Consider the following 24,071-nt stretch of genomic DNA (forward strand, 5'->3'; position numbering starts at 1 on the left):
CATAGCCGATCAGCTAGGCATGGCTAGCGAGGTGAATAAAGTTACTCAAATTAGGTCCGGCGCTATCCGCCGAGAGGATACCGACGTCGTCGCTCCGGGCATCGCATCGTGGCCGCAGATTCGCGGCCCCATAAATGGCTGAGGAGCGTGATATACGAACACGCTCGCCGCCGTCGGCGGACCCCAGTCACGAAGATCGGGATCGGAATAGGCGCCCATCTCAAACATCCGCGATGATTTCCGCGATACGCGCGACCTGGGGTTCGGTTAGTTCAGGATAGATGGGCAGACAGAGTATCTTGCCGGCGATTGCCATGGCGACTGGAAGCCGTTCCGGCCGCGCGCTCGGCCGACCGCGATACATTGGAAAGTCTGTTATCAAGGGATAGAAATAGCGGCGCGCAAAAATGTTGCTATTCTTGAGTCTGTCATAGAGTGCATCGCGGCCGATAGGGTATTCAGGTTCCACCATAATCGGAAAATATGAATAATTATGGCGCTTGGATTCCGGCAGCGACAAACAGCGTATGCCGGTCAGGCTGGACAATGCGGCACGATAGCGGCAATCGATCTCGGCCCGTTGCTTAAGCGCGTCGTCGATATATTTGAGCTGAAGAAGGCCCAGGGCGGCCTGAAACTCGTTCATTTTTCCGTTGATGCCGGGAGCCACGACGGTGACCTCGTCGGCAAATCCGAAATTCTTCAGGAAATCGATCCGCTGTTTGGTCTTGGCGTCCGGACTAACAATGGCGCCGCCCTCGAAGGTGGTGAAGACTTTGGTGGCGTGAAAGCTAAGGATGGAAAGATCGCCGTGACGCAGTACACTGCCGCCCTGGTCTTGGACCGCGAAGCAATGGGCCGCGTCGTAGATTACCTTGAGGCCATAGATATCTGCAATTTGCTGGATCTTAGCGGTATCGCACGGGCGACCATAGACATGTACAGGCAGAATAGCGCTGGTCTGGGGGGTGATGGCCTCTTCGATCTTCGCGGGGTCGAGATTCAGTGACTCGGGATCGATGTCCACGAATACCGGCTGGATGCCGTTCCATAGCAATGAATGCGCAGTGGCGACAAAGCTGTAGGACGTAGTGATCACCTCGCCGGCAATACGCAGCGCCTGCAGGGCAGTAACCAGGGCGAGGGTACCGTTGGCGAAGAGTGAGATATGGTCCACGCCCAGGTAATTGCACAACGCCTGTTCCAATTGCTCATGGAAAGGACCGGCATTGGTGAGCTGGCGGTTCTTCCAGATCTGCTCTAGGTAAGGCTGCAATTCCCTTAGTGGCGGCAGAAATGGCTGGGTGACATAAATGGGCTCACTCATCGTGCGAGGCTCGCACCTGACATCGGGCAGGTCTGCTCGCTCGGCTAGGGCACGATATCATCTTGCAGGTTTTCATCGATCTCTTTCTGGTGGCTTGCTGGCCGTGGCGCCGCGACAGATCGCCGACGTCGGCATCTTGCGGAGTCAGCTGGAAACTTGCAAGCCGCCGATTTCGTTCAGCCCCTGCGTGCGGGCCGGCATCCAAATTTGCCGGTTCGATCGCGCCAAGGAAGGGCTGCTCTGGGTGAGGCGAACCCCCGCGTTGCGCGGGCGGCACAGCGGCACGGGTGCATCGCGAACACGTAGCGAGCCCCCGCACTAGACGCGAATCTTCACGCAACGCGCGCAGGGGTATCAGGCAACGGTAACGCAACGCTCGCACCAAAGCGCGGCTAGTTAGCATCAGACCGCCGCCAAGCATGCCGGCACACCGCCTTGGCAGGCAGCGTTTCTGCCAGTCGAGCGCCTTAGGGCATTGGAGCACGTGGCTTTTCTGGCGCGTTGATCGGCCGATACATGAGCTGAGTAATCTGCTCCGAAACCAGTCCAATCAAGAATACGACGACCGCCGTGGTGAGCATGAAAACGGTCATAATAGAAAGCCGCAGGGCCAGGGTGTAGGTGTAAACCCAATATCCGACCCCCAACAGAAAGAAGAGTAACGAGACCGGTACAAAAATCTTCAGCGGCGAGTACAGCGTCCCAATCTTGAAGATGATGAGCAGGAAGCGCACGCCGTCCTGCAAGGGCCGCAGGTGACTCTTGCCGGTGCGCTGCCCGGCGGTAATTGGGACATAGCTGACATCATACCCGGCGCGAAAAAAGGCCATGGTGCTGGTGGTCGGGTAGGAAAAGCCGTTTGGCAGCAGGTAGAGGAACTCCAGAAACCGCTCGGCACGGGCGGCGCGGAAGCCGGAGGTGAGGTCCAACACCGGCTGCCCCGTCATGTAGGTCGCGAGCTGATTGTAGATACGGTTGGCGAGACCCCGGGCAACCGTGGCCTGGGAGGCCGAGCGGCGGGCGCCGACCACCATGTCGAACCCTTGGTGGAGTCGCTCCAGCAGACGGGGGATGTCGGCGGGATCGTGTTGGCCGTCGGCGTCCATGAAGACCAGGATATCGCCCGTGGCCGCGCGGACGCCGGACTTGATGGCGGCGCCGTTGCCTTTTTGGTAAGGATGGTGGATTAGCCGCACAGCCGCCGCGGTACAGACCGCCGCCGAGGCGTCCGTGGAGGCATCATCCACCACCAAGACCTCCGCCTCGGGCAGGACCTGGCGGATGCGCGCGAGCAGCCCTTGCAGCGGCACCGCCTCGTTGCGGCAAGGGAGGATGATGCTGATCTTGGAAGGCACGCAGGCTCCGTCGATGTTACGTGTACAGGGCAGTGGACCGGACGATCCGTGCGATGACGACCCGTCCCGCCCGCACCGGTCAATCATGCCGATACTGGCCGGGAGGACAGACGCCATCCTGGCCCTGGGTTCAGGTATCCTACCGCAATAAGCGAAGCCGTTTTACCCCCGACTGTCGGGGCACAGCATACTCGAACTGTCGGTTGCCGCCACAGCGCTCATCGACGATGCAACGCCACGGTTGCGGTGGATGCGCCCGCGCGAGCCCTGCCGATCAACCTGAATCCGGGCACCGTCCACGCCACAACGCCCACAACAACAACGGCACTCCGTATTCCCACATCTATCCGCGGGCTGCATGCACGCCGCGGGTAGCGCGCGGTATTCCCTTAGCGATTTTGCGTGAGGACGGCACCGTTTCGGCTCATGTCGGCGGCGGCGCAGCGGCGAGCGCGTCCCGCAGCAGACCGGGAATCCGCGCGCAGACCTCCGGGAAGGCCTCGATCGGCACCGGCCGCGAGAAATAATGGCCTTGGGCGTAGCAACAGCCCAGCGCGTGCAACAGCCGCACATGTCCGCCGCTTCCACCCCTTCGGCGATGACATCAATCCGCAGACTGCGCGCGATGGCCACCACGGCCTCCACCAAGGCACGGTCATTCACATCCTTGGTCATGTCGCGCACGAAGCTGCGGTCGATCTTGATGCAATCGACCGGAAAATGCTTTAGATAAGAAAAGGATGAATAGCCGGTACCGAAATCGTCCAGATACACGCGCACCCCCAGTTCACGCACGGCCGTCAGCCAGTTCCGGGCATTGTCGAAATTATTCAACAGGATCCCCTCGGTGATCTCAAGGGCCAGCGCGGCCGGGGCGAAGCCGTGACAGGTCACCGTCTGGTGCAACACCAGCGGCGGCAGGCCATCCGGAATTTGGCGTCCGGAGACATTCACCGACAGATACAACGCTTCGCCCTGCGCCCGCTAGTGCGCGAGTTGGCCACCGGCCGCCTCCAGCACCCACCGCCCGATCTCGTCGATCAGGCCCGATTCGTCGGCCAACGGGATGAACTCGTCCGGCAGGACCAGGCCACGTTCGGGATGGCGCCTGCGGATCAGTGCTTCGGCGCCCGCCAGCCGGCCTTCCCGCAGATCGACAATGGGCTGAAAGAAGAGGACCAACTGGCCTCGCGCAATGGCCTGGCGCAGATCGCTCTCCAGACGGTGCCGCCGATCCGCCGCCGCCGCCAGCACCGGGTCGAAAAAGTATAGGCCGTTGCTGCCCCCCGCCTTGACCTGGGCCAGCGCCAGGTCGGCATCCAGCAACAAGACCGAGAGATCCCCCCTGGCGTCCGCAGGATAAGCGGTGATGCCCAGGCTGACGCTCAGCGTCATGGGTGTACCAGCGACAAAATAGAGTTTGGACAGTGCCCGCAGGATCCGCTCCGCCAAGTGCCGCGCCTCCGGGCCGCGTTGCAGCATCGACACCACCAGCGCGAAGCGATCCGCTTCGAGCCGGGCAAGCAGGACGCTGCTTTTCAGGTGGGCGGCCAACCGACCGGTCGTGTCCTTTAGGATCGCGTCCCCCGCCGCCCAGCCAAAGACATGATTGACCCGCTTGAAATCGCCGAAATCAATCAGGATCAGCACGAAGGCATCGCGCGGATCGCGGTCGCAGCGGTCGGCAAAGTCCCGCAGTCGCTGCTCGAAGCCGAGCCGATTGGCCATCCCGGTCAGACGATCGGTCACGGCCTGCCGTCGGGCCAGGGCCGCGGCCTCTTTGTGGTGGCCGAGCCGGACGTTTTCGATCGAAACCGCCAACTGTCCGCAGAGCATGGAGACCGTCTCCACCCGTGCGGATGTAAACGCCGCGCGCAGCAACCGGTTCGCCAGCGCCAGGAAGGCGCTGACCCGCCCCTGCGCGATCACCGGTACCGCCAACAGCGAACACAACGCCAGACCAGCGAAGTGGGGATCACCCTGGAAGCGGCTGTCGATGACCGCATCATCCGATACCAGGGGCAACTGGGTGCTCAACCCCAACCGCAGCACACTGGCGGCGACCAGCCCCCCGTCCTGCGCCGCCGCCAGGCTCATGCGCCCCAGCGTCTCGGCCCCGCGGATGCCGCCTTCCAGGCACCAGCCCCCCGTCTCGTCCATGACCAGTAGCCACGCATCGGTCGCACCGCTCAATTGGCCGACCAGCGCCAGGAAGCGCTCCACCAAGCGGGGCAACGAGGTCTCAAAGGCCAGCGCCGGGGAGGCATGCCGCAGCGCCTCATGGTCCAGCGCATCCCCCTGACTGTCGCCCGTATGACGCACCGGCAGTGCGCCCAAGAACGGGAGCTCCGCGTACATCGCCCGCGCCTTGCCGGCCGCGCCCCAGTCCAGATAGAGATCATAGGCGCGCGCCAGCAATGCGCGTCCGGCGTATTCCTGACCGTGACGTAGATGAAACCGGCCAGCCCGCTCGGTACTCAGCGCATGGTGCCAGGGGCGTTGGTACGCCTGGGATTTGCGCATCGCCTGCTCGAACCGCTCAAGCGCCTCCCAGGGCTGCCCCAAGGCATCCAACCGCTCGGCGTCGACCAGGTCGTGGAGATGGCCGAAATGCATCGGTGCGTCGGCAGCGCGGGCACGCAGCCAGTCCTGGTTGTCGGCTAAGGTCGCGAGCAGCGGGGGCCGCTCACCGTCGGACGCAGCCCGGATCAGGGCAATGAGCGCCAGTGAGTGCAGCAGGTTGGCCAGCACGGTGGGATAGAAGCAGGCAATGTGCGCGGTGAGCGCGACGCCCGCTGGCGCATGGCAGATCAGCGCCGCCTCGTCGTCGAACAGCGCCGCCGACAGCGCCCGGTAGATGTGGAAATAACACTGTGCCATCGCGCTGTTGCGGATCGTGACCGCATGTTTGGGCTCGTCGAACTCGGCGTCATCGAAGCTCCCCCATGCCACCGTCGCACCTTGCAGCGCGCGCACCAGTTGCCGGAAACTCAGGTAGCACTGCTCGGCGTGGCGATTCCCGGTCTTGCGGGCGAAACCGAGCGCGGCGGCCGGCTCCGCGTCCGTCTCGGCAAGCTGGGCGCAGGTATCCAACAGGGCCGGTTGCGTGGCGAAAAAGGTAAAACAGCCGATCTCCAGATCGTCGCCGCGCACGACCCCATCAAAGGCAGCGCGGGCATAGGCCACATCCTCACTCAGCGGGTTGAACCAGTGGCTACTGAGTAACGCGAATTCATATTGAACACGCGCGGTTTCGATCCCGCGCTCACGGGCCAGGCCGGCCGCCAACGCCATACCGGCCGCGCGGTAGCCCGTCGCGTAGTCGCCACGAAACCCCACCGTGCCGACGATGACCGAACTGGCGGAGTACAACATGGCCGCACAGAATCCGTTCTCAATCGACAGGCGCAGTACCCGCAGCGCGATCCATAATGCCAGCCTGGGCTCCTTAAAGGATGGGACTGGCTGTAGAGAACCATGTGCAGTTCGGCATGGAGACTGAACGCGGCATCGGCATCCTCACCGTTCCAACCCTGGGTCAGCAGGTCAATACCCAGACGCAACAAGCGCTCCGCCGTCGCAAACGCACCGGACCGGCGGGCCTGGACCGCGGCGTTAAGAAACAACCGACACGCCACCGCCCGCTCAGCGCGATCAATGTGCAAGGGGGCGGCCGCCGCATAGTGTTCCGCGGCACTGAAGCGATAGGCGGCATTGAAATCATAAGCCGGGTTGCCCCCGGCCTGGACGAACCGGCGGGCCATCGCCAGATGGAGCCGTTGGCGCCAGGCGTCGTCGCGCAGCTGGTACACCGCTTGCTGCATCCGATCAGAAGCGCAGTGTCACGCCAGGTTCGGCCTGATGAAACGCGACGGCGTCGGGCGTGACAAGAATCCCACGCTCTAGGGCCGGCAGGAGCCGGTCGATCAGTTCAACCGGCGGCGCGCCGGTCGCCAGCGCCAGCACGCCCAGGGTGCAGGCGTTACCCAAGCAGGCGGCGGCGACCAGCACCTCGGCCGTCGGCAGCGCCCATTCAGACAGGCGTTGCGTGAGGAAATCCACCACATTGGCGCTCACGGGGTAGGCGGCAATCGCGGCCGCGTCCCACCGCCACCCCGTGAGCTCCGGGTCAGGACAAAGCACGCCTTCGCGATGCAGCGTATTGAGTAAATCGATGGTAAAAAATGGGTTACCATTGCTCTTCGCGTAGAGGGCGGCAGCCAGGGGGCGTGCCTCACGGCGGGAGATACGCAGCATGTCGGCGAGCAGTGCATCGAGGTCCTCCACCGTCAGACTGGACAGCGACAGCACCGGCGGTGGCGCCCCCGTCGCGGTTGGGCGGCGCAACCGCCGCCGCAGCGGATGGGCGGTGTCAACCTCGTTGTCGCGGTAGGCACCGATCAGCAGCAGGCCATTGAGCGCCGGCTCATCCAGCAGGGCGCCGATAAAGTCCAACGACGGCGCATCGACCCATTGCAGGTCGTCGAGAAACAGCACCAATGGATGGGCGGGCGCGGCAACCTGACGCACCAAGGCGACCAACAGGGTGCGTAATCGGACCTGGGCTTCGATGGGACCAAGTTCCGACACCGGCGGCTGCGCGCCGAGCAGCCCCTCCAGTTGCGGGACGACATCAAACAGCGCACCCGCGTCCGGACCAACGCCTGCCAAGATCCGCGCGCGCCAATGCGCGAGCTCCACTGCGGGTGCCACCAGCAGCAGCTGGCACAGTTGACACAGCCCCTGGGCGGGGGCCAAAAAGGGGCGGTCGCGGCTATACTGCTCAAACTTGCCGGTGATGAACAGTCCCTGCGCCAGGGTCACCGGTCGGTGAATTTCGGCAATCAGCGAGGTCTTGCCGACCCCGGAGTAACCGGCGACGAACAGGCTCCGGAAGCCCCCCTGGGTCACGCTCGCAAAGGCCGCCAGCAGCGTCGCCAGTTCCGCGTCACGCCCGTACAGACGACGCGGTGAGCGCGGCGCAAGGGGCAAATCGCGTTCCCGCAGACGCACACCAGCCAATGGCCGCCCATCAGTTAGCGCCTGCCCCAATTGCTGGAGATCGTAAGCCAGGCCCGCCGCGCTCTGATAGCGGTCATCCGGTTCCTTGGCCAGCAGCATCAGCATCAACTCTGACAGGCGCGGCGGTAACCATGAAGCCTGTTCGTGGGGTGGTTGCGGGGCGCGGGCCAGGTGGGCATGGAGCAAACGCAGCGGGTCAGTCTCCGCGAACGGTGGCACGCCAGTCGCCAGCGCATACAGGGTCGCACCCAGTGAATAGAGATCGGTACGGTAATCGACCGGCCGATTCATGCGCCCGGTCTGCTCGGGGGAAAGATAGGCCAAGGTACCCAGCGACCGACTGGAATGACCAAACTCCGGATGCTCCTCGGCAAAGGTAGTGGCCAGATCGAAGTCGATGATCTGTACGCGCAGATCGTCGCGGCGTACCAGGATATTCGCCGGGTTGAGGTCCTTGTGGATGACGCCGCACCCATGGATCAACGCGAGCTGGTGCGCCAGGGCCGCGGACAGAACGAGGAAACCCGCCAGGTCGATGGCACCCAACAGGCCAGAGGCGTGCAGGGTGAGGCCGCCGAAATCATCGACGACCAAGTCCCGCTGAGCCGAATCACCACGCACCAGTCGCGGACAGTCGGCCAGACCCTGCAAGCGCTCCAGGATGCGCCGCTCGTTGTTTAGCGCGGTGCGGGCGGCCGCGCCATCACGGTCATCCAGGACCCGCTTGACGATCAGCGCCCCGGCCAGCGGATCGAGGACCCGCAGCACCCGATGGTAGCGCCCCCGGTGGATCTCGGTCTCGCTCACATGAAGGTCCGACTTAGTGACAACGGCAGCCCGGTCGCGGCGACGATTCCCCGTTGCGCGGCCTCGTCCGCCGTCATGCGCCCCAATGGCTCCCCTGGCTGGCTCGCGTCCAGGAAAGGCCAGGCGTCGCGCATCGCGCGCGCCTTACCCAGTGCCCCCCAGTGCCGATAGAGGGCATGCGCGTGCGCCAGCAGGGCCCGGCCAGCGTCTTCCAGTCCGCGCCGCAGGTAGCAGTATCCGGCCCGCTGGGTGATCAGTGCCTGGTGCCAGGGGCGCCGCTGCGCCCCTGCCCTGCGCAGCGCCCGCTCAAAGGTCTGGAGTGCGTCCCAGGGTTGGTCCAGGGCGTCGAACCGCTCGGCCTCCACCAGGTCATAGAGATGACCGAAGTTCATCGGTGCGCGGGCGCGTACCCGTTCGGCGGTCTCGACGATCAGCGGCGCGGCGAGCGCATAGTGTTCGGCAGCGCGCAAGGAATGCCCCGGAGCGGCACCGGCCTGGGCCAGGCGCCGAGCCATCGCCAGATGCAGCCGCCCGCGCCAGGCGTCAGCGCGCAGTTGGTACACCGCCTGCTGCATCCGGTCGTGGCAGAACGCCAGCGCGGCACCCCGGTCGGCCTGATGGATCGCCAGCGCGTTGGGAGTGACCAGAATCCCACGTTCCAACGCGGGTCCGAGCCGGTCGGCAAGTGCCCCCGGGTCCTTGCCGGTGGCGAGCGCCAGGAACCCCAGGGTGCAGGCGTTGCCCAGACAAGCGGCGGCGACCAAGGCGTCGGCGGTCGGAGGCGCCAGCTCGCGCAGTCCGGTGGCGAGGAAATCGACCACGTTGGCGCTGGCGGGGTGGGCGGCAATGGCGGCGAGGTCCCAGTGCCAACGGCCCCGTTGCGGATCGGCTCGCAGCGCGTCTTCCCGGTGCAATGCCTGAAGGTATGCGATCGTGCAGAAGGGGTTGCCGCTGGTCTTGGCGTACAGGGCGGCGGCCAGCGGCGACACGCCGTCCGGCGGCCGGTGCAGCATGTCCGCCAGCAACTCGGTCACATCGCCCGCCGTCAGGCTGGCCAGGGTCAGGACCGGGACCGGGACCGGGGCGCCCATGGACGTCGGTTGGCACAGCAAACGCCGCAACGGGTGGGCCGCGTCGACCTCGTGGTCGCGGAAGGCGCCGATCAACAAGCGACCACGCAACGCCCTGTCCTCCAAGGGGTGAGCGGCAGGTCGCGTTCCCTTAGCCGGACCGCGCCGAGCGGCTGATGCATGGTCAGCGCGGTGCGCAACCGATGCAGGTCATGGGCCAGTCCCGCCGCACTCTGATAGCGGTCGTCCGGTTCCTTGGCGAGCAGGGTCAGGATCAGTTCCGCCACGCGGGGCGGCAACCAGGGCGCCCGCTCTCCCGGCGGCGCCGGCGTGCGGGCCAGATGGGCATGGATAAGGCTCAGCGTATCGCTGTCCGTGAAGGGTGGCCCGCCGGTCGCCAGGGCATAGAGGGTGGCGCCGAGCGAATAGAGGTCGGTGCGGTAGTCGACCGGCCGATTCATCCGTCCCGTCTGCTCGGCGACCGGATCGACCACGCGTAGCACCCGGTGGTAGCGCCCCCGGTGGATTTCGGTCTCGCTGACATCAATGCCCAGAACGTGTACTTAGGATGTCATGGGTTGCGCTCGCAGTGCCTTTGAAACCCCAGTCACCGGTCTTGGCTTGACCGCCATCGTCGTTACGGCTCACTCAGGGCAGGGGGATAGGTCTACCGGTATCCTAACGCAGGTTCCTATTATTAACTGAAACTTAACCGAGCCGGGAAGCCCGCTACGACACCATGAGCGGGCCATTGGCCGTGGGTTCCACGCCAACGCCGCGCCGGACCACCGAGGAGGGCCAGCAAGGCCGTGCTACACTTCGGCGTAAACTCGGTAGCCGGCGCAGAACTCAGGTGTCAATACAGAACCTCAGGCGGATGACCTTGGCGGCGATGGCGCTGCTGGTGTGCCTATTTTTCGTTTGGGCCTTTTGGAGTTGGTTCTCGCCGCCCTGGACCATGCGCCTGGCAACTGGGCTGCTGGCCGTGGGGGTCTTTGCCCTGTGGCCGCTCTATTTCGCCCGCGCGCTACCCCCCGCCCCGGACGGCGACACCTTCGCGGCGGCCGGCCAGGACGAATCCCAGCAGGTAGCCGCCTTGCTGCGCGAGCTCGGGTCACTGGGATTCACCGAGGGCGCCGAACAACTGGAGATGCTCGGGGAGAAATACCGCAACCTGGCGGACGTCCTGGGCCGCCGGCTCGACGCCGGCGAGGTGACCTACGGTCGCTATCTGGGCATGGCCGAGCGGGTCTATCTGGCGGCGGTCGAAAACCTGCAAGACGTCGCCATCGGGCTTCGCAGCATCAGCACCATTGATCCCGCGGCGCTGGCCCTGCGCCTGGAGGACCTGCGCCAGCGCACCGACTTCCCAGTCCCCGAGGCCATTCGGGCGGTGGAGGAGCGGCGCACCCTTTACCAGTCGCAGCGCCAGCGCATCGGCACACTGCTCTCCCAGACCGAGGCGGCGATGACCGCACTGGACCACACCTGTGCCGCACTCGCCGGGGTGCGCTCGGCCCGGGGGCTGACCGACGCCTCGATTGAGGAGGCCATGAAAGACCTGGCCGAACTGGCGGATCGCACCGGGCGCTATGCCGCCCGGACCACCTGATGCAGCGCAAACCCCGTGACCGCTGGAGATGCTAACCGATGAATGACTCGCCCACGCCAACGTCCCGCGCAACCGACATTATGCTTAGCCTGGATTTGGTCCCCGACACGCCGGCCCCGAGTCAGGAGGTCGCCCCGACGCCTGAGCCGGTGGACGAGGCACTGCGGGCACAGGCGCGCACCCTGGCACAGGGACTGGTCGCACTCCCGGCAGCGGACGCGGACGCGGCGCGGACCGCCGTCGAGTCGATGGGGCGCTCACTGCAAAGCGAGTCGGCGCGGCGCAGCACCATGCTACAGCAGCCGCTGCGGACCCTGGCCAGGAACGGCGAGGACGGTGGTCCGGTGGCCAAGTCGTTGCTGGAACTGCGCGAGCGGGTCGAGTCACTCGACCCGTCCCGGTTCAACTTCACGCCGGGCTGGTTCGGCCGGGTAGTGGGTGCGGTGCCCGGGGTGGGCGGCCCGATCCGACGCTATTTCGGCCAATTCGAATCGGCCCAGACGGCCATCGACGCCACCGTGGCGGCGCTGGAGCGCGGCCGCGATCAGCTCAAGCGCGACAACATCACGCTCGGGGAGGACCAGCGCGCCATGCACGAGCTCAGCGGTCGGCTGCAGCGCCAAGTTCAGCTCGGCGAACTGGTGGATGTTCAGCTCCAATATCTCCTGGACCGTGAAGTCCCGGCGGGCGACCCGCGGCGGGCCTTTATCGAACAGGACCTGCTGTTCCCGCTGCGCCAGCGCATCATCGACCTCCAGACGCAGCTCGCGGTGAACCGCCAGGGGGCGATCGCCATCGCCTTGATCGTGCAGAACAACCAGGAACTGGTCCGCGGTGTCAACCGGGCGCTGGACACCACGCTGTCGGCGCTCCAGGTCGCGGTGGTGGTGGCCCTGGCCCTGACCAACCAGCGGCTGGTGCTGGATCAGGTGGCCGCACTTAACCAGACGACCACGAACCTGATTGGCGAGACCGCCAAGCGCCTGCGTGACCAGGGCGCGGCGATCCACCGGCAGGCGACCAGCGCGACCCTGGATATCGGGACCCTGAAACAGGCCTTTGCCGATGTCGCCACGGCACTCGACGACATCACGCGCTATCGCCAGGAGGCCCTGCCGCAGATGGCCAAGACCATCCTGGAGTTCGACGCGCTGGCCAGGGACGCCGCCCAACGCATCGCCCGCGCGCAGAGCGCCGAGCAGGCGGCACCGCGGCTCACCCTCGACCTGGAGTCGACGCCTTGACCGGCTGACGGGTCTTAACATCGGCACCTGACACCAATCACACGCTGCGAGGACACCATGAGGTCTAAGAATCCAATCGGCATCGGCCCGCGGTCGTGGTGGCTGTGCGCCGTCATCGCCCTCCTCACCCTGGCCGGGGGATGCGGTCCATCGCCCTCCTCCCCCCTTACCTACGACCAAGCCAAACAGAAGCTTGCGCAACTGCGCGGCAACATTGCCGTCACCAACGCCCCCCCGGGTCAGGTGGATGTGACGATGGCGGGCGCCGCGAATGCCGCCGACACTCTCCCCGACATCGCCACCTTTGCGCTGCCCGTCAATCCGACCCGCGATGAGCGCAGCGTGGTGGCGGAGGTCTTTGTCTCAGTCGACAAGTCGGGGACCGGGCGCGACGGCTGGATGGTCGAGGTCGGCCAACAGTTCAACGCCACCCGCCAGACGCTCGCGAGCGGCAAGACGGCGCAGATTGCGGTGCGCTGGATGCCGTCGGGGACCGGCTATGAGTACATCGCCTCCGGCAAATACCGGCCCGCGGGCTACAGCCCTTCCAGTACCATCTGGGCGGATATGGCACGCGCCCAGGGCGCACAGATCGATGTCGTCGCTGAGCGCCTGGTGGGAGACGTGCCGGGGGTGGTGATGAAGAGCGCGGTGGCCGAGCGGCTCAAGGCCGGCAAGCCAGCCATCGACATCACCGATATCGTCAATGCCACGATCCAGGGCAAGCTGCAACTCGGCTATACCAACCCATTCGCCTCGGCCAGCGGACTCACCTTCCTCCTGACCGTGCTCCAGACCTTCGCCCACGGCGATGAGTCGGCCATGCTCTCCCCGGCGGTGGCCAGTGCGCTGGAACAATTCCAGAAGAGCGTACCGTTCGTGGCGATGACCACCCCGCAATTGCGCGACTCGGTGGAACAGGACGGCTCACTGGAGGCCTTTGTACTCGGCTACTCGATCTATGCACAAACCCCGAGCCTGAGCTCGGGCTATGTCTTCGTCCCCTTCGGCCAGCGCCACGATAACCCGCTCTTTGCGGTGGGTCCGCTGAGCCCCGAGCAACGGGAGGTCCTGGAGCGCTTCGCCCGGTTTGCCGCCGGTCCCGGGCCCCAGGCGCTGGCGACGCGTTATGGCTTCAACCCTACGCTCGACTGGACCCCACCCTATAAGGACCCCTCCGGCAAGACGGCGATCGAGGCCCAGCGGCTGTGGAAACAGAAAAAGAACGCTGGTCGACCGATCGCCGCCGTCTTTCTGGCGGATGTCAGCGGCTCCATGGGCGGGACCAAGATCGCACAATTGCGCCGGGCACTGATCGACGGCGGCGGCTTCATTGCCCCCAGCAACGCGATCGGGCTCGCGAGTTTTTCATCGAACGTGACGATCCAGCTCCCGATCCGGCCCTTTCAACTCCTGCAGAAGGCGGCCTACCAAACGGCCGCCGGGCGACTGGCCGCGGACGGGGGAACGGCCATGTATAACGGCATCGTTGTCGCCCTCCAGATGCTCGAGGACTATCGCCAGGCGAACCCCGATGTGCGCCCGATGCTGTTCGTGCTAACCGATGGACAGACCAATGAAGGGCTCAACTTCGGCGAGGTGCAGGCGGTTATCCATACGCTGGGTATACCGGTCTATACCATCGGGTTCGATGCCGATATCAAAGAGCTGGCGCGGCTGTCCGCACTGGTGGAGGCGGCCAGCTTCAACGCCACGGAAGCGGACCTGCGTTACAAGTTGAGCGCCCTGCTCAATGCCCAGATGTAGGCAGCGCAGGCGTACCGACTCATGAGCGCCTTCAGCAAATGGCTGGTCCTGGCCTGTGGTCTATTTGGACTCACGGCCGGGGCCTACCACGCCTACCTGCTCGCCTCGCCCAAGAAGGTGCTGGTGGTCGTGGACAGTTCCTATCCCATGGGCCGGGTCTGGGACCGGGTCCCCCCAGTGCTCCAGTCATTGAGTGGGAGGCGTTACAGCGTCTTTGCACTGGCGACTGACAAGGGTTTGATTCACGGGTGGCAGCCCACCCTGGACCTGGGCCCCGCCAGCCCCTATGCCCCCAGGCAACTCACCGACCTGTGGCAGCGTCTGCCGGTGGACGAACGCAGGGAGGCCCAGGAGGTCGACCTCATCACCAATGCCACGCCGGGCGAGCTGCCGAGCGGAGGAGGCTGGACGGTGCTGCGACTGGCGCCTTAGCCCAGTCTTCAGGTGGCCCTCATGACTAGCGCAGCAGGGCGCAAATTCCGAGACCGCTTCCGGCGGTTATCGTTGTCGTAATCGAGCGGCAGGAGCGTTGTGATCCGAGACCACGTCGACAACGACAACGATTTGGAGATGGCCTCGAAATCTCTGCTTCGTTGCACTAGTCGTTACCCGGCTCACGCCGCCCGCTGCGGGTGCGCGACTGATAGGGGAAGCGCACCTGACCGAAACGAACCATCAACACCGCACCGGCCAGGATCAGGACGGCGAATGCCGAGGCGGCGATCCCTAACTCGGTGAGCTCCTTCATGTCCAAGATGATGTGACGCGCCAAGGCGACCATGGCGATGTAGAGCGGGATACGCACCGGCAAGGCGCCGGAGTCCAGATAGACCGCCACCATCGAAAGCACTTCGAGATAAATGAACAGCAACAGCAGATCGGCCAGGGCGACCTGCCCCCGACCGACCATCGCGACGACCTCCTGAGCGCTGGCGATCACGGTGGCAATGCTGATCACCGCCAGAAAAACCAATTCGAAATGGCCGAGCATACGGCCGCCCAGGTCCAGGATGCGCGGGCTGTAGCCGGTCGCCGTTGTGGACGGGCTCTCGCCAGGGGCTGTCGGGCCAAGCGCACCCCCGGACGCGCCGGCGGCGTGCAGATTGGGCCGCCGCGCGGCGCGATCGGCGGGAAGTGCGTTTTCTACTGTATTCGGACCCATGGGTCTTTACTCCTCTCAAAGATGGTTTGCCATCAAGCGCCGGTGGCGAGCGGCACGGCGCCGCGGACAGGTATCAGGATGGCAGGCCGGCGTTGAGGATTCGCTGACAACGCGGATCAGAGTGCATTCAGGTGGAAGTCGTGCGGCGCGACTTGAGACGCGGACCCGGGCGGTGCGGGCGAGACGCGACACGGCTACGGGCGTGGCGAGCACCTGAGACGCCAGGCGATCCCGCCCGGGCAGCGGCAGGATCCGTCGGCCGCTGGCCTGCTGCGCTAGGGTGTCGGCGCCAGACGTATGGAACCCATTCCATAGCCCAGAATGCCGAGTCCCTCGCAAGGCCGGCCACAGAGTGGACCGAAAAACTGCATGCCACTGTTTTATATGAAGGTCGCAATCACGGTGGCGGCAACACTTTTCTGGCACGTCCGATGCCCTATCTCTGGCAAGCAACCGAGCCGGCAGGACGCCACACCGCAAGACCCTGAGCCCTCCACTGCGTAACTGGAGTCGGTCCAGGAGAGGCGATCGGCGCGGCGGGTGCACATCGACACACGATGCCACCGCAAGGCCCGGTAGGTTCGCTGACAGCGCACAGTATGTGCATTTCGTTCCGACGTTCAGAGGGTAAATAAAATGGCAAAAGTCGCCAACTCCACCGATTCCTCCAGCTTGGCCGAAGTCGTTGACCGCATCCTGGACAAGGGCATCGTGATCGACGCGTGGTTGAAGGTCTCCCTGGTCGGTATCGAGCTGCTCGCCGTCGAAGCCCGCGTGGTCATCGCCTCCGTCGAGACCTACCTGAAGTATGCCGAAGCGATCGGCCTCACCGCCCCGGCGGCGGCCCCGGCCTGATCGAGGGCTTGAGCGAGCTTCATTAGCTCCAAGAGGGATGCCGCCCCGCTGCCCGCCAGCAGCGGCCCACGGCGGCATCCTGCGCCGGGTCACGTGGCCAACCGCGCCGCCCCCGGCAGTGGCGACGGTCCGCGGACTGGCCTGACTCCCGGTGCGATTTTCGCAACGAGATATGAGGTACAGACAATGGGCCGTTTTGCCGAAGACATGGGACGACTGCGCGACGAGATCGAGTCCGAGCGTATCGCCCGCCAAACACTGATCGCCGACACGCGCCAGGAAATCACCGACGCCGCACAGGCCTTCATCAGTGACCTGAAAACCACCGTAGAAACCTTGCAGGCCGATTTCCGTGAGGCCCATGCCGACATGGCCGAAGCCGCACGGGCTGATCGCAACGCCTTCCTCGCCCAACTCGGCAGCAGCGTCGCTGACCTCCAGCGCCAGACGGTCGCACTGGTCACCGAACTGGCCGAGGAGCGCAGCGCAGGCGCTCAGGCCTGGCGGGGGACCGCCGCGTCCCCGGCCCAGGCCAAGGCTGCACACAAGACCCCGCACAAGACTGCCGGCCAACAGAAGCCGCCGGTAAAGGGCGCCGCGGGCGCGGCGAAGCACGGGTGACGGGTCCCACCGCAGCGCCGGCAATAACCGCGCCGTTGCACCCTAGAAGACGGTACACTTGATCCGCCCGGACTTGCTGAGACTGCGGTGCAGTTACGGCAGGTCACGGGCGGCAACTGCGCTTCGAAACATCAAGGTCAAGCGCTCGAAGAGCAAGCTTGGCTGTACGCGGCCGCCGCCTCGTCGACCCGGTCTTGCGTCGCTCGCCGCACCGCCCCTGAGCCGATCTTGATTTGCGCACTCCGCACTTTCGTTTGGACCGAATTTCTGTATACTTGCGCGTTTACTGCGGGGCCGGCTCCGCACCGTGTTTTTTTCGCGCCCCCCGACTGAACAGGGCCTGAACGGCAGCCAATGGGTTGCGTTGCGTGTTCAGGGGGCTATTCGTCTCTAGCTAGGACAGACCATGGTCACGATCCGTTTGACTCGCGGCGGTGCTAAGAAGCACCCTTTCTACCAGATTGTCGTTACCGACATCCGCTCGCCCCGTGATGGGCGCTACATTGAGCGTATCGGTTTCTTCAACCCCACCGCCCGCGGCGGTGAGGTGCCGTTGCGGGTAGACCGCGCCCGCGCGGACCACTGGATCAAGAACGGCGCCCAGCCGACGGACCGCGTCCGTCAGCTGCTGCGTCAGGCGGCCCGCGAAGCCGCGGCAGCGATCCCTGCGGCGGCCTAGCGCGCGACCCCCGGTTGCGACCCAGCCCACCCACCTAAAAGCACGACCGGACGTTCAGCCCGGGCGTCCGACCAGTCCTTTACCCGAGCGCACCGACCATGCCTGATAGCGGCCCCGATGGGCAGTGTCCCGCGGTCAAGCGCCTGGTTCTCGGGCACATCGACGGCGTCTACGGGGTGCGCGGCTGGGTCAAGGTCTTTTCCGAGACCATGCCGCGCGAAGGCATTCTTCGCTATTCGCCCTGGCTGCTCGGCAACTCCGATCAGCCCCGCCGGGTAGCGGAGGGACGGGCGCACAGTAAGGGCGTGGTGGTGCGGCTGGAGGGCTGCGACGATCGCGATCAGGCGCAAGCCTTGGTGGGCCAGGAAATCGCGGTCACCCGCGACCGCCTGCCCCCGGCCAAGGCGGACGAATTTTACTGGATCGACTTGGAGGGACTCGCCGTCGAGACCCTGGACGGCGTGGCCTTGGGACAGGTGAGCCACCTGTTCTCGACCGGAGCCAATGACGTGCTGGTGGTGGTCGGTGAGCGCGAGCGCCTGCTGCCCTTCACCTGGGACGCGGTGGTCCGATCAGTGGATTTCGAGCGGCGGTTGATTCAAGTGGACTGGGACCCGGATTTCTAGTGCCGGCACCGTTGGTGTCTGGCGCCGGTCGACCTGGGCACTGAGCGGATGACCCCCATGCGTTTCGATGTGGTGACCCTGCTCCCGGATCTCTTCCGGATGCTGCTGGATCAGGGGGTGACCGGTCGCGCCCTGACCCGCGGAATCGCCGCGCTGCACCTCTGGAACCCGCGGGATTACACCCGCGACGTGCATCGTACCGTCGATGACCGCCCCTACGGCGGCGGGCCCGGGATGGTTATGAAGGTGGAGCCGTTGCGGGACGCGATCGGCGCGGCCCGCGCCCAGGCCCCCAACAGTCGGGTGGCCTACCTGTCGCCCCAGGGGCGCCTGCTCGATCAGGCGGCGATGGGCGAGATTGCGCAGGCCGACGGCTGGATTTTGGTCGCCGGACGCTATGAAGGGATCGATGAGCGGTTGCTCGAGCGCGAGGTGGACGAGGAGTGGTCCATCGGCGACTACGTACTGAGCGGCGGTGAACTGGCGGCCATGGTGGTCATGGACGCGGTGATCCGGCTGCTGCCGGGGGCACTGGGTCACGCGCAGTCCGCGGCGCAGGACTCGCATACTGACGGACTGCTCGATTGCCCCCACTACACCCGCCCGGAGCAGGTGGAGGGGCGGTCGGTACCGGCGGTCCTGATCGGCGGCGACCACGCGGCGATTGCGCGGTGGCGCCGCCGTGAGGCACTCGGCCGGACCTGGCTCAAGCGGCCCGAATTGTTGGCGCGACGGGGTCTGAACCCAGTGGATCAGGCGCTGCTCGATGAATTTATCCAGGCCCGCCACACGGCCGGGTGAGCGAGAACAGGAGCTTAGGAAATAATGAGCAATATCATACAAGCGCTCGATGCCGAGCAGATGAACCGTCAGGTTCCGGATTTCGCCGCGGGCGACACCGTGGTCGTCCAGATCAAGGTGAAGGAAGGCGAACGCGAGCGCCTTCAGGCCTTCGAGGGCGTCGTCATCGCCAAGCGCAACCGTGGCCTCAACTCGGCCTTTACCGTGCGCAAGATCTCCCACGGCGAGGGGGTGGAGCGCGTGTTCCAGACCTACAGCCCGATCATCGCCGAGATCCAGGTCAAGCGCCGGGGCGACGTGCGTCGCGCCAAGCTCTACTACCTGCGCGGGCTCACCGGCAAGGCCGCCCGCATCAAGGAAAAGCTGTAGGCAGGGTCCGCCGCGCGAGGGTGCGGCATGTGCCGGGGCTATGAGGAGCGGCGGACCCTTGGTCTGCCTCACTTTGTTTCCGGCGCAGACCGCAGCCTCCCCACAGCGACAGATTCTCGGATAGCACCCTGACCGACCGTCCTCAAAGCGCCACCAGCTGAGGTCTTATGACCGCGAGCTTTTACTGGCACGACTATGAGACCTGGGGCGCCGATCCGCGGCGGGATCGCCCCTGCCAGTTCGCCGGGCTGCGCACCGACGCCGACCTCAACCCGGTCGGCGAGCCCTTGGTGCTCTATTGCCGGCCCGCCCTAGACCTGCTACCCCAGCCTGAAGCCTGCCTGATTACCGGCATCACGCCCCAGCTTGCCAATGAAAAGGGCGTGATCGAGGCCGAATTCACCGCCGCCATCGCGGACGCGCTGGCTGTCCCAGACACCTGCGGGACCGGCTACAACAGCATCCGTTTCGACGACGAGGTGACCCGCCACCTTTTCTACCGCAACCTGCGCGACCCCTATGCCCGGGAGTGGCAGAACGGCAATTCGCGCTGGGACCTCATCGACACCCTGCGCCTGGCCCAGGCCCTGCGCCCGGAAGGCATCACTTGGCCGCTGCGCGAGGACGGCACCACCTCCTTTCGCCTGACGGACCTGACCAACGCCAACGCCATCCCGCACACCGGCGCCCATGACGCCCTGGCCGACGTACAGGCGACCATCGCCGTCGCCCGACTGCTGCGCGGCGCCCAGCCCCGGCTCTATGACTACGCCCTGACCCTGCGCGACAAGCGTCTGGTGCGCACCCTATTGGAGAAAGGCGACCCCCTGCTGCACGCCTCCGCCCGCTTCCCGGCTGCGCTGGGGTGCATCGCCCCGGTGGTGGCGGTAGCCCCGCACCCAACCAACAACAACGGCGTGATCTGCCTGGATCTGCGGACCGATCCGCAGCTGCTGCTGGACCTTACGGTGGAAGAATTGCGCATGCGGCTTTTCACGCCCAGCGCGCAGTTGCCGGCCGGGGTCGAGCGCATCCCACTCAAGACCGTCAAGGTCAATCACTCCCCCGTGCTGGCCCCGCTGAAGACACTCCCCTCGGCCGCAGCCGGGCGCTGGTCGATCGACCCGGACCAGGTGGTCCGGCGGGCATCCTTCGTCAGGGAACACGCCGCCGCCATCCGCAGCCGCGTCCAGGCCGTGCATCAGGCACCACCGGACGCCCAGACGGACACCGACCCGGACCTGATGCTTTACTGCGGCGGATTCCTGTCGGATGCCGATCGCCGGACCCTGGAGCGTATCCGGCAGCGGCCCCCAACGGAGCTCGCCGACGCCACACCGCGCTTCGCCGATCCGCGTCTGCCGGAGATGGTCTTTCGCTATCGCGCCCGTAACTGGCCCGAGATCCTAACGCCGGATGAGCGCGAAGCGTGGGACGCCTGGCGCCTCACCCGGCTCACCGACCCCCAGGGCGGCGGCAGCATCCAGCTGGATCAGTACGAAGCGCAAATCGCCGCGCTCGGTGAGACTCATGCCGCCGACCCGGCGAAGCTGAAGATTATCGATGCGTTGACCGCCTGGGCCGAGACACTGATGGACGCCGGGGACTGACGACAGGGATAGCCATTCGCCCCGGCCATCCGATCGGGACTCGCCGTAGTAGGGGCGGGTTTGAAACCCGCCCCTACGCCCGCAGACCAAACCCGGTCCGCAGGACATTCACCGCTTCAGTTCCTCAGGTAGCCCAGGGTCTCCGGTGCGAATCGCCGCGGCGTGATCCCCAGTCGCGCAAATCCGTCGTCCCCGGTACAAACATTTCCCTCCAGCAGCATCTCGATCTGTCCACGGGTGATGGGGAACCAGGGGTAGCGTTCCAATAGGGCCGCCGCCGCCTTCACCACGCCGGCGGGCGCCGGCAACATCCATTTGGACCGACCGCAGGCGGCGGCGATGGCGGTGAGGATGGCCTTCCAACTCAGGCGATCCGGCCCGCACAGGCTGTAGGTCTGCGACTCCGTAGCCGGGTCGGTCAGGGCCAGGGCAAAGGCCGCCGCCACATCCGTGACCGCCACTGGGGCCAGTTCGAACTGGCCGGCCTTCAGCGGCAGCAGCCCCGGGAAGAACAGGGGGGCGGGCAGCGGACTCAAGATGATGTCGCGCTTGAGCTGATCACAGAATTCCATGCGCCCACGCGGGTCGCCAAAGATCACCGAGGGGCGAAAGATGGTCCAGCGCAGGCCCGACGCCTTCAGCGCCTCCTCGGCCTGGAACTTGGTGCGCTGATAGGCGCTGCCGTCGGCACGAATCCCGTTGGCGCTCATCAGGATGAAGCGCGTGACACCCGCTTGGCGGGCCGCCGTCAGGGTATCGATCACACCCTGGTGCTGCAGCGCCTCGAAGGTGATGCCGCGGGCCGGAAACTCGCGCAGGATGCCGATCAGATAGATCACGGCCACCGTCCCTTGGAGACACTCCCGCAGCGCCCGCGCATCATTCACCTCGCCCGCGACCCGCTCGCAGCCGTCCGACCGCTCGACCTTGGACTCGCTACCGGGCCGAACCAATAGCCGGGGAGTGTGACCGTCCTGGAGCAGACGCTCGACCAGGTAAGACCCTACGAACCCGGTCCCACCGATGATTGCAACCTTCATGTCGTTGTCTCCGCAACCTAAAACCAATGTCCTTAAATTGGTGGCAGGCGCTCGATTCTCAACCTGAGGTGCTTACCCGTGAACAGCGAGGGACTCAGACATCCCACAGTCAATTTCCCCAGCGCCTCGGCAGTGGCGCCGATGTCCACACGCGTCGCGGCCGGGAGCCCGAGTCGACCAAAAAAAACCCCGACACTAGGTCGGGGTTCGTCTTACCGTCAATCCGGACAGAAAGCCCGCGGGTTCAGAGTTAATCGTCACCCCACAGGCCGAGCAACTGCAACAGGCTGATAAACAGGTTGAAGATGCTCAGATAGATGCTGTAGGTCGCCATGATGTAGTTGGTCTCTTCACCACGGGCGATGCGGCTGGTGTCGAAGAGGATCAGGGCGCTCATCAGCAGGATCACCGCGCTGGAAATGGCCAGCGCCAAGGCGGGCATGGCAAAGAAGATATTCGCGATACTCGCGACCAGCACCACCATCATACCGGCGAAGACAAACCCGCCCAGGAAGCTGAAGTCACGCTTGGAGGTCAGGGCGTAGCCCGAGAGTCCCAGAAAGATCAGCGCCGTGCCGCCGAAGGCCGTGGCGACGATCCCGGGACCGTTGGGCATGGCCAGATAGACGCTGAGGATGGACCCCAGTCCGAAGCCCAAGAGCCCGGTGATCAGGAAAATGACGCCGATGCCGGAAGCGGAGTTCGCCGTCCGGGGCAGCACGAAGATCCCGAGCACCATGGAGATCAGCACCGCCCCCATGTAAACCATCGGCGGCATGTGCAGGGCCATGGACAGCATGGCGGTCAGGGCGCTGAAGCCCAGGGTAGCGGCGAGCAGCAGGTAGGTGTTCTTTAGCACCTTGTTCGCCGCGACGGCGTCTTGGGCGCCGCGGATCAGGGTGTAGTCGGGGTAGGCCATGGTGGTCTCAACTCCTGGTAAAGATTGCGTTGTGACGGTACCGTCGAAGGCGACGAGCGACGCGTCAGACCCGGGCGCGAAGGCCGAGTTGCGTTAAGGATACCGGACCCCAGGCCGCAGGCAAAGCCATGAGTGCTTGGGTGTCCGCGCGGATTCGGTTATCCTTGGCAGCCCAACAGGTAGGGTCCTTTGCGCCGAGTACAAGGCGGGCGCCCTCCCCTGTCGCATCTGGAGAGGTGGCTGAGCGGCTTAAAGCGGCGGTCTTGAAAACCGTTGAGGAGTAATCCTCCGGGGGTTCGAATCCCTCCCTCTCCGCCAATCTCTGAAAAAACCCTTTCCCGTTAGCCGCTTAGCACGCCCCGCCTGAGAGAACTCCCGCCTGCCCCGCTTTCTAAGATCTGCATAGCCCTGTTTTCGCTTCAACCAGCCGACGAACGGTAGTCCGTACGCCTGCCGCGGGATGGTCGCCCGTTGTCACTGTGACGCACCGCCACCCGACGGCAGTGCCTGAACATGGGCAGGATCAATGGCCACTCGGCCGACTCGCCGCCGTCCTCGTCGCACCAGAAATGATTTCACATGGACATGACTTTCATGATATTCACGAGTTTTTTGCGCATCAGAACAGGGGTTTATAGATACAGCCTTGCCTATTGGCATTTCTTTTGGCCCGCGATCACCAAGCCCCGCCAATCCGGAGCCCTGACTGGACGGGGCCCGCGCCGAGTGGGTGAACTTCTCAGGACCCCGAGGCCGAGCGGTTCAGGCGTTTGCGCGGTCCGTCTTTGCGCCTGACGGACCCTTGCCCAGGCCAGCGGCCCGCGGGAGCACCGACCGTCGGCCGGCAAGGACGCTCAGCGGCCGGGCCGGACCAGCGCCGGTCACAACGTGATCAACGGTCACAATGACCAGGTTCGCCAGTCCCTTGCGCCCCGGTTTCACAGCCTATCCACAGCGCTGACCACAGGGGCTGTGGAGCGTTCGTCGCGCCCCTGAGCAAAGACTGACCGCTCGCCACCTTATCCTTATCCACCCGCGTGTTGCGGCCAGGGCACACAGGTTATCCACAGAAGCGGCCACAGCGCTTGTGGACGCAATGCCACGGTCGGGCCGGGGTGGCCGGAATAGTCATCCGGGCCAGGCCGCCGCCAGTTCACCAGGCTCCCGGTTGCCACTTGAACGTGG

General features: G+C 65.2%; 20 protein-coding genes, 1 tRNA gene and 1 pseudogene. 13 read left to right on the forward strand and 9 right to left on the reverse strand.

The window, feature by feature from the left end; all coding sequences use genetic code 11:
- Positions 1-220 precede the first annotated feature (220 nt).
- The 3 genes and pseudogenes from QZY44_RS17400 to QZY44_RS17410 form a co-directional block, all read right to left on the reverse strand.
- Positions 221-1,327, reverse strand: coding sequence for a DegT/DnrJ/EryC1/StrS family aminotransferase (locus QZY44_RS17400; RefSeq protein WP_295448968.1), 1,107 nt, complete (start codon positions 1,325-1,327; stop codon positions 221-223).
- A gap of 467 nt (positions 1,328-1,794) precedes the next feature.
- Entirely contained in the window at positions 1,795-2,682 is an 888-nt protein-coding gene (locus QZY44_RS17405; RefSeq protein WP_295448972.1) for a glycosyltransferase family 2 protein, read from the reverse strand.
- Between the two features lie 162 nt (positions 2,683-2,844).
- A pseudogene (locus QZY44_RS17410) lies at positions 2,845-6,057 on the reverse strand (sensor domain-containing phosphodiesterase).
- Positions 6,058-6,161: 104 nt separating this feature from the next.
- Here QZY44_RS17410 and QZY44_RS17415 point away from each other — a divergent pair.
- Positions 6,162-6,569 carry a hypothetical protein gene (locus QZY44_RS17415; protein WP_295448975.1) on the forward strand — a complete coding sequence of 136 codons (408 nt, stop codon included), beginning with the start codon at positions 6,162-6,164 and terminating at the stop codon, positions 6,567-6,569.
- Here QZY44_RS17415 and QZY44_RS17420 read toward each other — a convergent pair.
- The 3 genes from QZY44_RS17420 to QZY44_RS17430 are packed head-to-tail and all read right to left on the reverse strand — an operon-like array spanning position 6,511 to position 10,075.
- The gene (locus tag QZY44_RS17420; protein ID WP_295448978.1) at positions 6,511-8,511 is read right to left on the reverse strand and encodes a serine/threonine-protein kinase; all 2,001 of its coding nucleotides are present in this window, start codon (positions 8,509-8,511) and stop codon (positions 6,511-6,513) included. The two genes, QZY44_RS17415 and QZY44_RS17420, sit on opposite strands and share 59 nt — an antisense overlap.
- Positions 8,508-9,692 carry a hypothetical protein gene (locus tag QZY44_RS17425; RefSeq protein WP_295448980.1) on the reverse strand — a complete coding sequence of 395 codons (1,185 nt, stop codon included), beginning with the start codon at positions 9,690-9,692 and terminating at the stop codon, positions 8,508-8,510. Before QZY44_RS17425 ends, QZY44_RS17420 begins: the two co-directional genes overlap by 4 nt.
- Positions 9,674-10,075: a hypothetical protein gene (locus tag QZY44_RS17430; RefSeq protein ID WP_295448982.1), complete on the reverse strand. Its 402-nt coding sequence runs from the start codon at positions 10,073-10,075 to the stop codon at positions 9,674-9,676. The genes QZY44_RS17425 and QZY44_RS17430 overlap by 19 nt, the downstream gene beginning before the upstream one ends.
- 359 nt (positions 10,076-10,434) lie before the next feature.
- Here QZY44_RS17430 and QZY44_RS17435 point away from each other — a divergent pair, with 359 nt between their 5' ends.
- From QZY44_RS17435 to QZY44_RS17450, 4 genes are read left to right on the forward strand one after another with little or no spacing between them, the layout of a single operon-like run.
- Positions 10,435-11,193, forward strand: coding sequence for a hypothetical protein (locus QZY44_RS17435; protein WP_295448984.1), 759 nt, complete (start codon positions 10,435-10,437; stop codon positions 11,191-11,193).
- 38 nt (positions 11,194-11,231) lie between these two features.
- On the forward strand, positions 11,232-12,437 hold the full coding sequence (locus tag QZY44_RS17440; protein WP_295448986.1) for a toxic anion resistance protein: 1,206 nt from the start codon (positions 11,232-11,234) through the stop codon (positions 12,435-12,437).
- 57 nt (positions 12,438-12,494) lie between these two features.
- The gene (locus QZY44_RS17445) at positions 12,495-14,204 is read left to right on the forward strand and encodes a VWA domain-containing protein (RefSeq protein ID WP_295448989.1); all 1,710 of its coding nucleotides are present in this window, start codon (positions 12,495-12,497) and stop codon (positions 14,202-14,204) included.
- 21 nt (positions 14,205-14,225) lie between these two features.
- Positions 14,226-14,636: a hypothetical protein gene (locus tag QZY44_RS17450; RefSeq protein ID WP_295448993.1), complete on the forward strand. Its 411-nt coding sequence runs from the start codon at positions 14,226-14,228 to the stop codon at positions 14,634-14,636.
- Positions 14,637-14,802: 166 nt separating this feature from the next.
- Here QZY44_RS17450 and QZY44_RS17455 read toward each other — a convergent pair whose 3' ends face one another.
- Entirely contained in the window at positions 14,803-15,366 is a 564-nt protein-coding gene (locus tag QZY44_RS17455; RefSeq protein ID WP_295448996.1) for a phosphate-starvation-inducible PsiE family protein, read from the reverse strand.
- A 636-nt stretch (positions 15,367-16,002) separates the two neighbouring features.
- Here QZY44_RS17455 and gvpA point away from each other — a divergent pair.
- From gvpA to sbcB, 7 genes are all read left to right on the forward strand, one after another.
- On the forward strand, positions 16,003-16,221 hold the full coding sequence (gvpA, locus tag QZY44_RS17460; RefSeq protein WP_020503491.1) for a gas vesicle structural protein GvpA: 219 nt from the start codon (positions 16,003-16,005) through the stop codon (positions 16,219-16,221).
- A 186-nt stretch (positions 16,222-16,407) separates the two neighbouring features.
- Complete coding sequence (locus QZY44_RS17465) at positions 16,408-16,842, forward strand: hypothetical protein (RefSeq protein WP_295448998.1); 435 nt, start codon at positions 16,408-16,410, stop codon at positions 16,840-16,842.
- 406 nt (positions 16,843-17,248) lie between these two features.
- Complete coding sequence (rpsP, locus tag QZY44_RS17470; protein ID WP_295449001.1) at positions 17,249-17,521, forward strand: 30S ribosomal protein S16; 273 nt, start codon at positions 17,249-17,251, stop codon at positions 17,519-17,521.
- A 98-nt stretch (positions 17,522-17,619) separates the two neighbouring features.
- Positions 17,620-18,147 (forward strand): ribosome maturation factor RimM, encoded by a 528-nt coding sequence (gene rimM / locus QZY44_RS17475; protein ID WP_295449004.1) that lies wholly within the window; start codon positions 17,620-17,622, stop codon positions 18,145-18,147.
- Positions 18,148-18,204: 57 nt separating this feature from the next.
- A complete protein-coding gene (gene trmD / locus QZY44_RS17480; protein WP_295449008.1) occupies positions 18,205-18,948 on the forward strand; it encodes a tRNA (guanosine(37)-N1)-methyltransferase TrmD in 744 nt (247 codons plus the stop codon).
- A gap of 24 nt (positions 18,949-18,972) precedes the next feature.
- Entirely contained in the window at positions 18,973-19,317 is a 345-nt protein-coding gene (gene rplS / locus QZY44_RS17485) for a 50S ribosomal protein L19 (protein WP_295449011.1), read from the forward strand.
- A 167-nt stretch (positions 19,318-19,484) separates the two neighbouring features.
- A complete protein-coding gene (sbcB, locus tag QZY44_RS17490) occupies positions 19,485-20,927 on the forward strand; it encodes an exodeoxyribonuclease I (protein ID WP_295449014.1) in 1,443 nt (480 codons plus the stop codon).
- Between the two features lie 116 nt (positions 20,928-21,043).
- On the opposite strand, the gene QZY44_RS17495 is transcribed toward sbcB, so the two are convergent.
- Entirely contained in the window at positions 21,044-21,967 is a 924-nt protein-coding gene (locus QZY44_RS17495; RefSeq protein WP_295449017.1) for an NAD(P)H-binding protein, read from the reverse strand.
- A gap of 250 nt (positions 21,968-22,217) precedes the next feature.
- Positions 22,218-22,886 (reverse strand): Bax inhibitor-1/YccA family protein, encoded by a 669-nt coding sequence (locus tag QZY44_RS17500; RefSeq protein ID WP_295449020.1) that lies wholly within the window; start codon positions 22,884-22,886, stop codon positions 22,218-22,220.
- 230 nt (positions 22,887-23,116) lie between these two features.
- Between QZY44_RS17500 and QZY44_RS17505 the strand changes: the two genes are divergently transcribed.
- A tRNA-Ser gene (locus QZY44_RS17505) sits at positions 23,117-23,204 on the forward strand.
- The last annotated feature ends 867 nt before the right edge of the window (positions 23,205-24,071 follow it).

This window comes from uncultured Thiodictyon sp., from assembly GCA_903837595.1.
Lineage (GTDB): Bacteria > Pseudomonadota > Gammaproteobacteria > Chromatiales > Chromatiaceae > Thiodictyon.

What these genes read in the sequence shown, in the direction of transcription:
- QZY44_RS17495 (WP_295449017.1), bottom strand. Translation starts at nt 21,967, where the DNA reads ATGAAGGTTGCAATCATCGGTGGGACCGGGTTCGTAGGGTCTTACCTG.
- sbcB (WP_295449014.1), top strand. Translation starts at nt 19,485, where the DNA reads ATGACCGCGAGCTTTTACTGGCACGACTATGAGACCTGGGGCGCCGAT.
- rplS (WP_295449011.1), top strand. Translation starts at nt 18,973, where the DNA reads ATGAGCAATATCATACAAGCGCTCGATGCCGAGCAGATGAACCGTCAG.
- QZY44_RS17465 (WP_295448998.1), top strand. Translation starts at nt 16,408, where the DNA reads ATGGGCCGTTTTGCCGAAGACATGGGACGACTGCGCGACGAGATCGAG.
- QZY44_RS17445 (WP_295448989.1), top strand. Translation starts at nt 12,495, where the DNA reads ATGAGGTCTAAGAATCCAATCGGCATCGGCCCGCGGTCGTGGTGGCTG.
- QZY44_RS17500 (WP_295449020.1), bottom strand. Translation starts at nt 22,886, where the DNA reads ATGGCCTACCCCGACTACACCCTGATCCGCGGCGCCCAAGACGCCGTC.
- QZY44_RS17400 (WP_295448968.1), bottom strand. Translation starts at nt 1,327, where the DNA reads ATGAGTGAGCCCATTTATGTCACCCAGCCATTTCTGCCGCCACTAAGG.
- QZY44_RS17450 (WP_295448993.1), top strand. Translation starts at nt 14,226, where the DNA reads ATGAGCGCCTTCAGCAAATGGCTGGTCCTGGCCTGTGGTCTATTTGGA.
- trmD (WP_295449008.1), top strand. Translation starts at nt 18,205, where the DNA reads ATGCGTTTCGATGTGGTGACCCTGCTCCCGGATCTCTTCCGGATGCTG.
- QZY44_RS17440 (WP_295448986.1), top strand. Translation starts at nt 11,232, where the DNA reads ATGAATGACTCGCCCACGCCAACGTCCCGCGCAACCGACATTATGCTT.
- QZY44_RS17455 (WP_295448996.1), bottom strand. Translation starts at nt 15,366, where the DNA reads ATGGGTCCGAATACAGTAGAAAACGCACTTCCCGCCGATCGCGCCGCG.
- gvpA (WP_020503491.1), top strand. Translation starts at nt 16,003, where the DNA reads ATGGCAAAAGTCGCCAACTCCACCGATTCCTCCAGCTTGGCCGAAGTC.
- rimM (WP_295449004.1), top strand. Translation starts at nt 17,620, where the DNA reads ATGCCTGATAGCGGCCCCGATGGGCAGTGTCCCGCGGTCAAGCGCCTG.
- rpsP (WP_295449001.1), top strand. Translation starts at nt 17,249, where the DNA reads ATGGTCACGATCCGTTTGACTCGCGGCGGTGCTAAGAAGCACCCTTTC.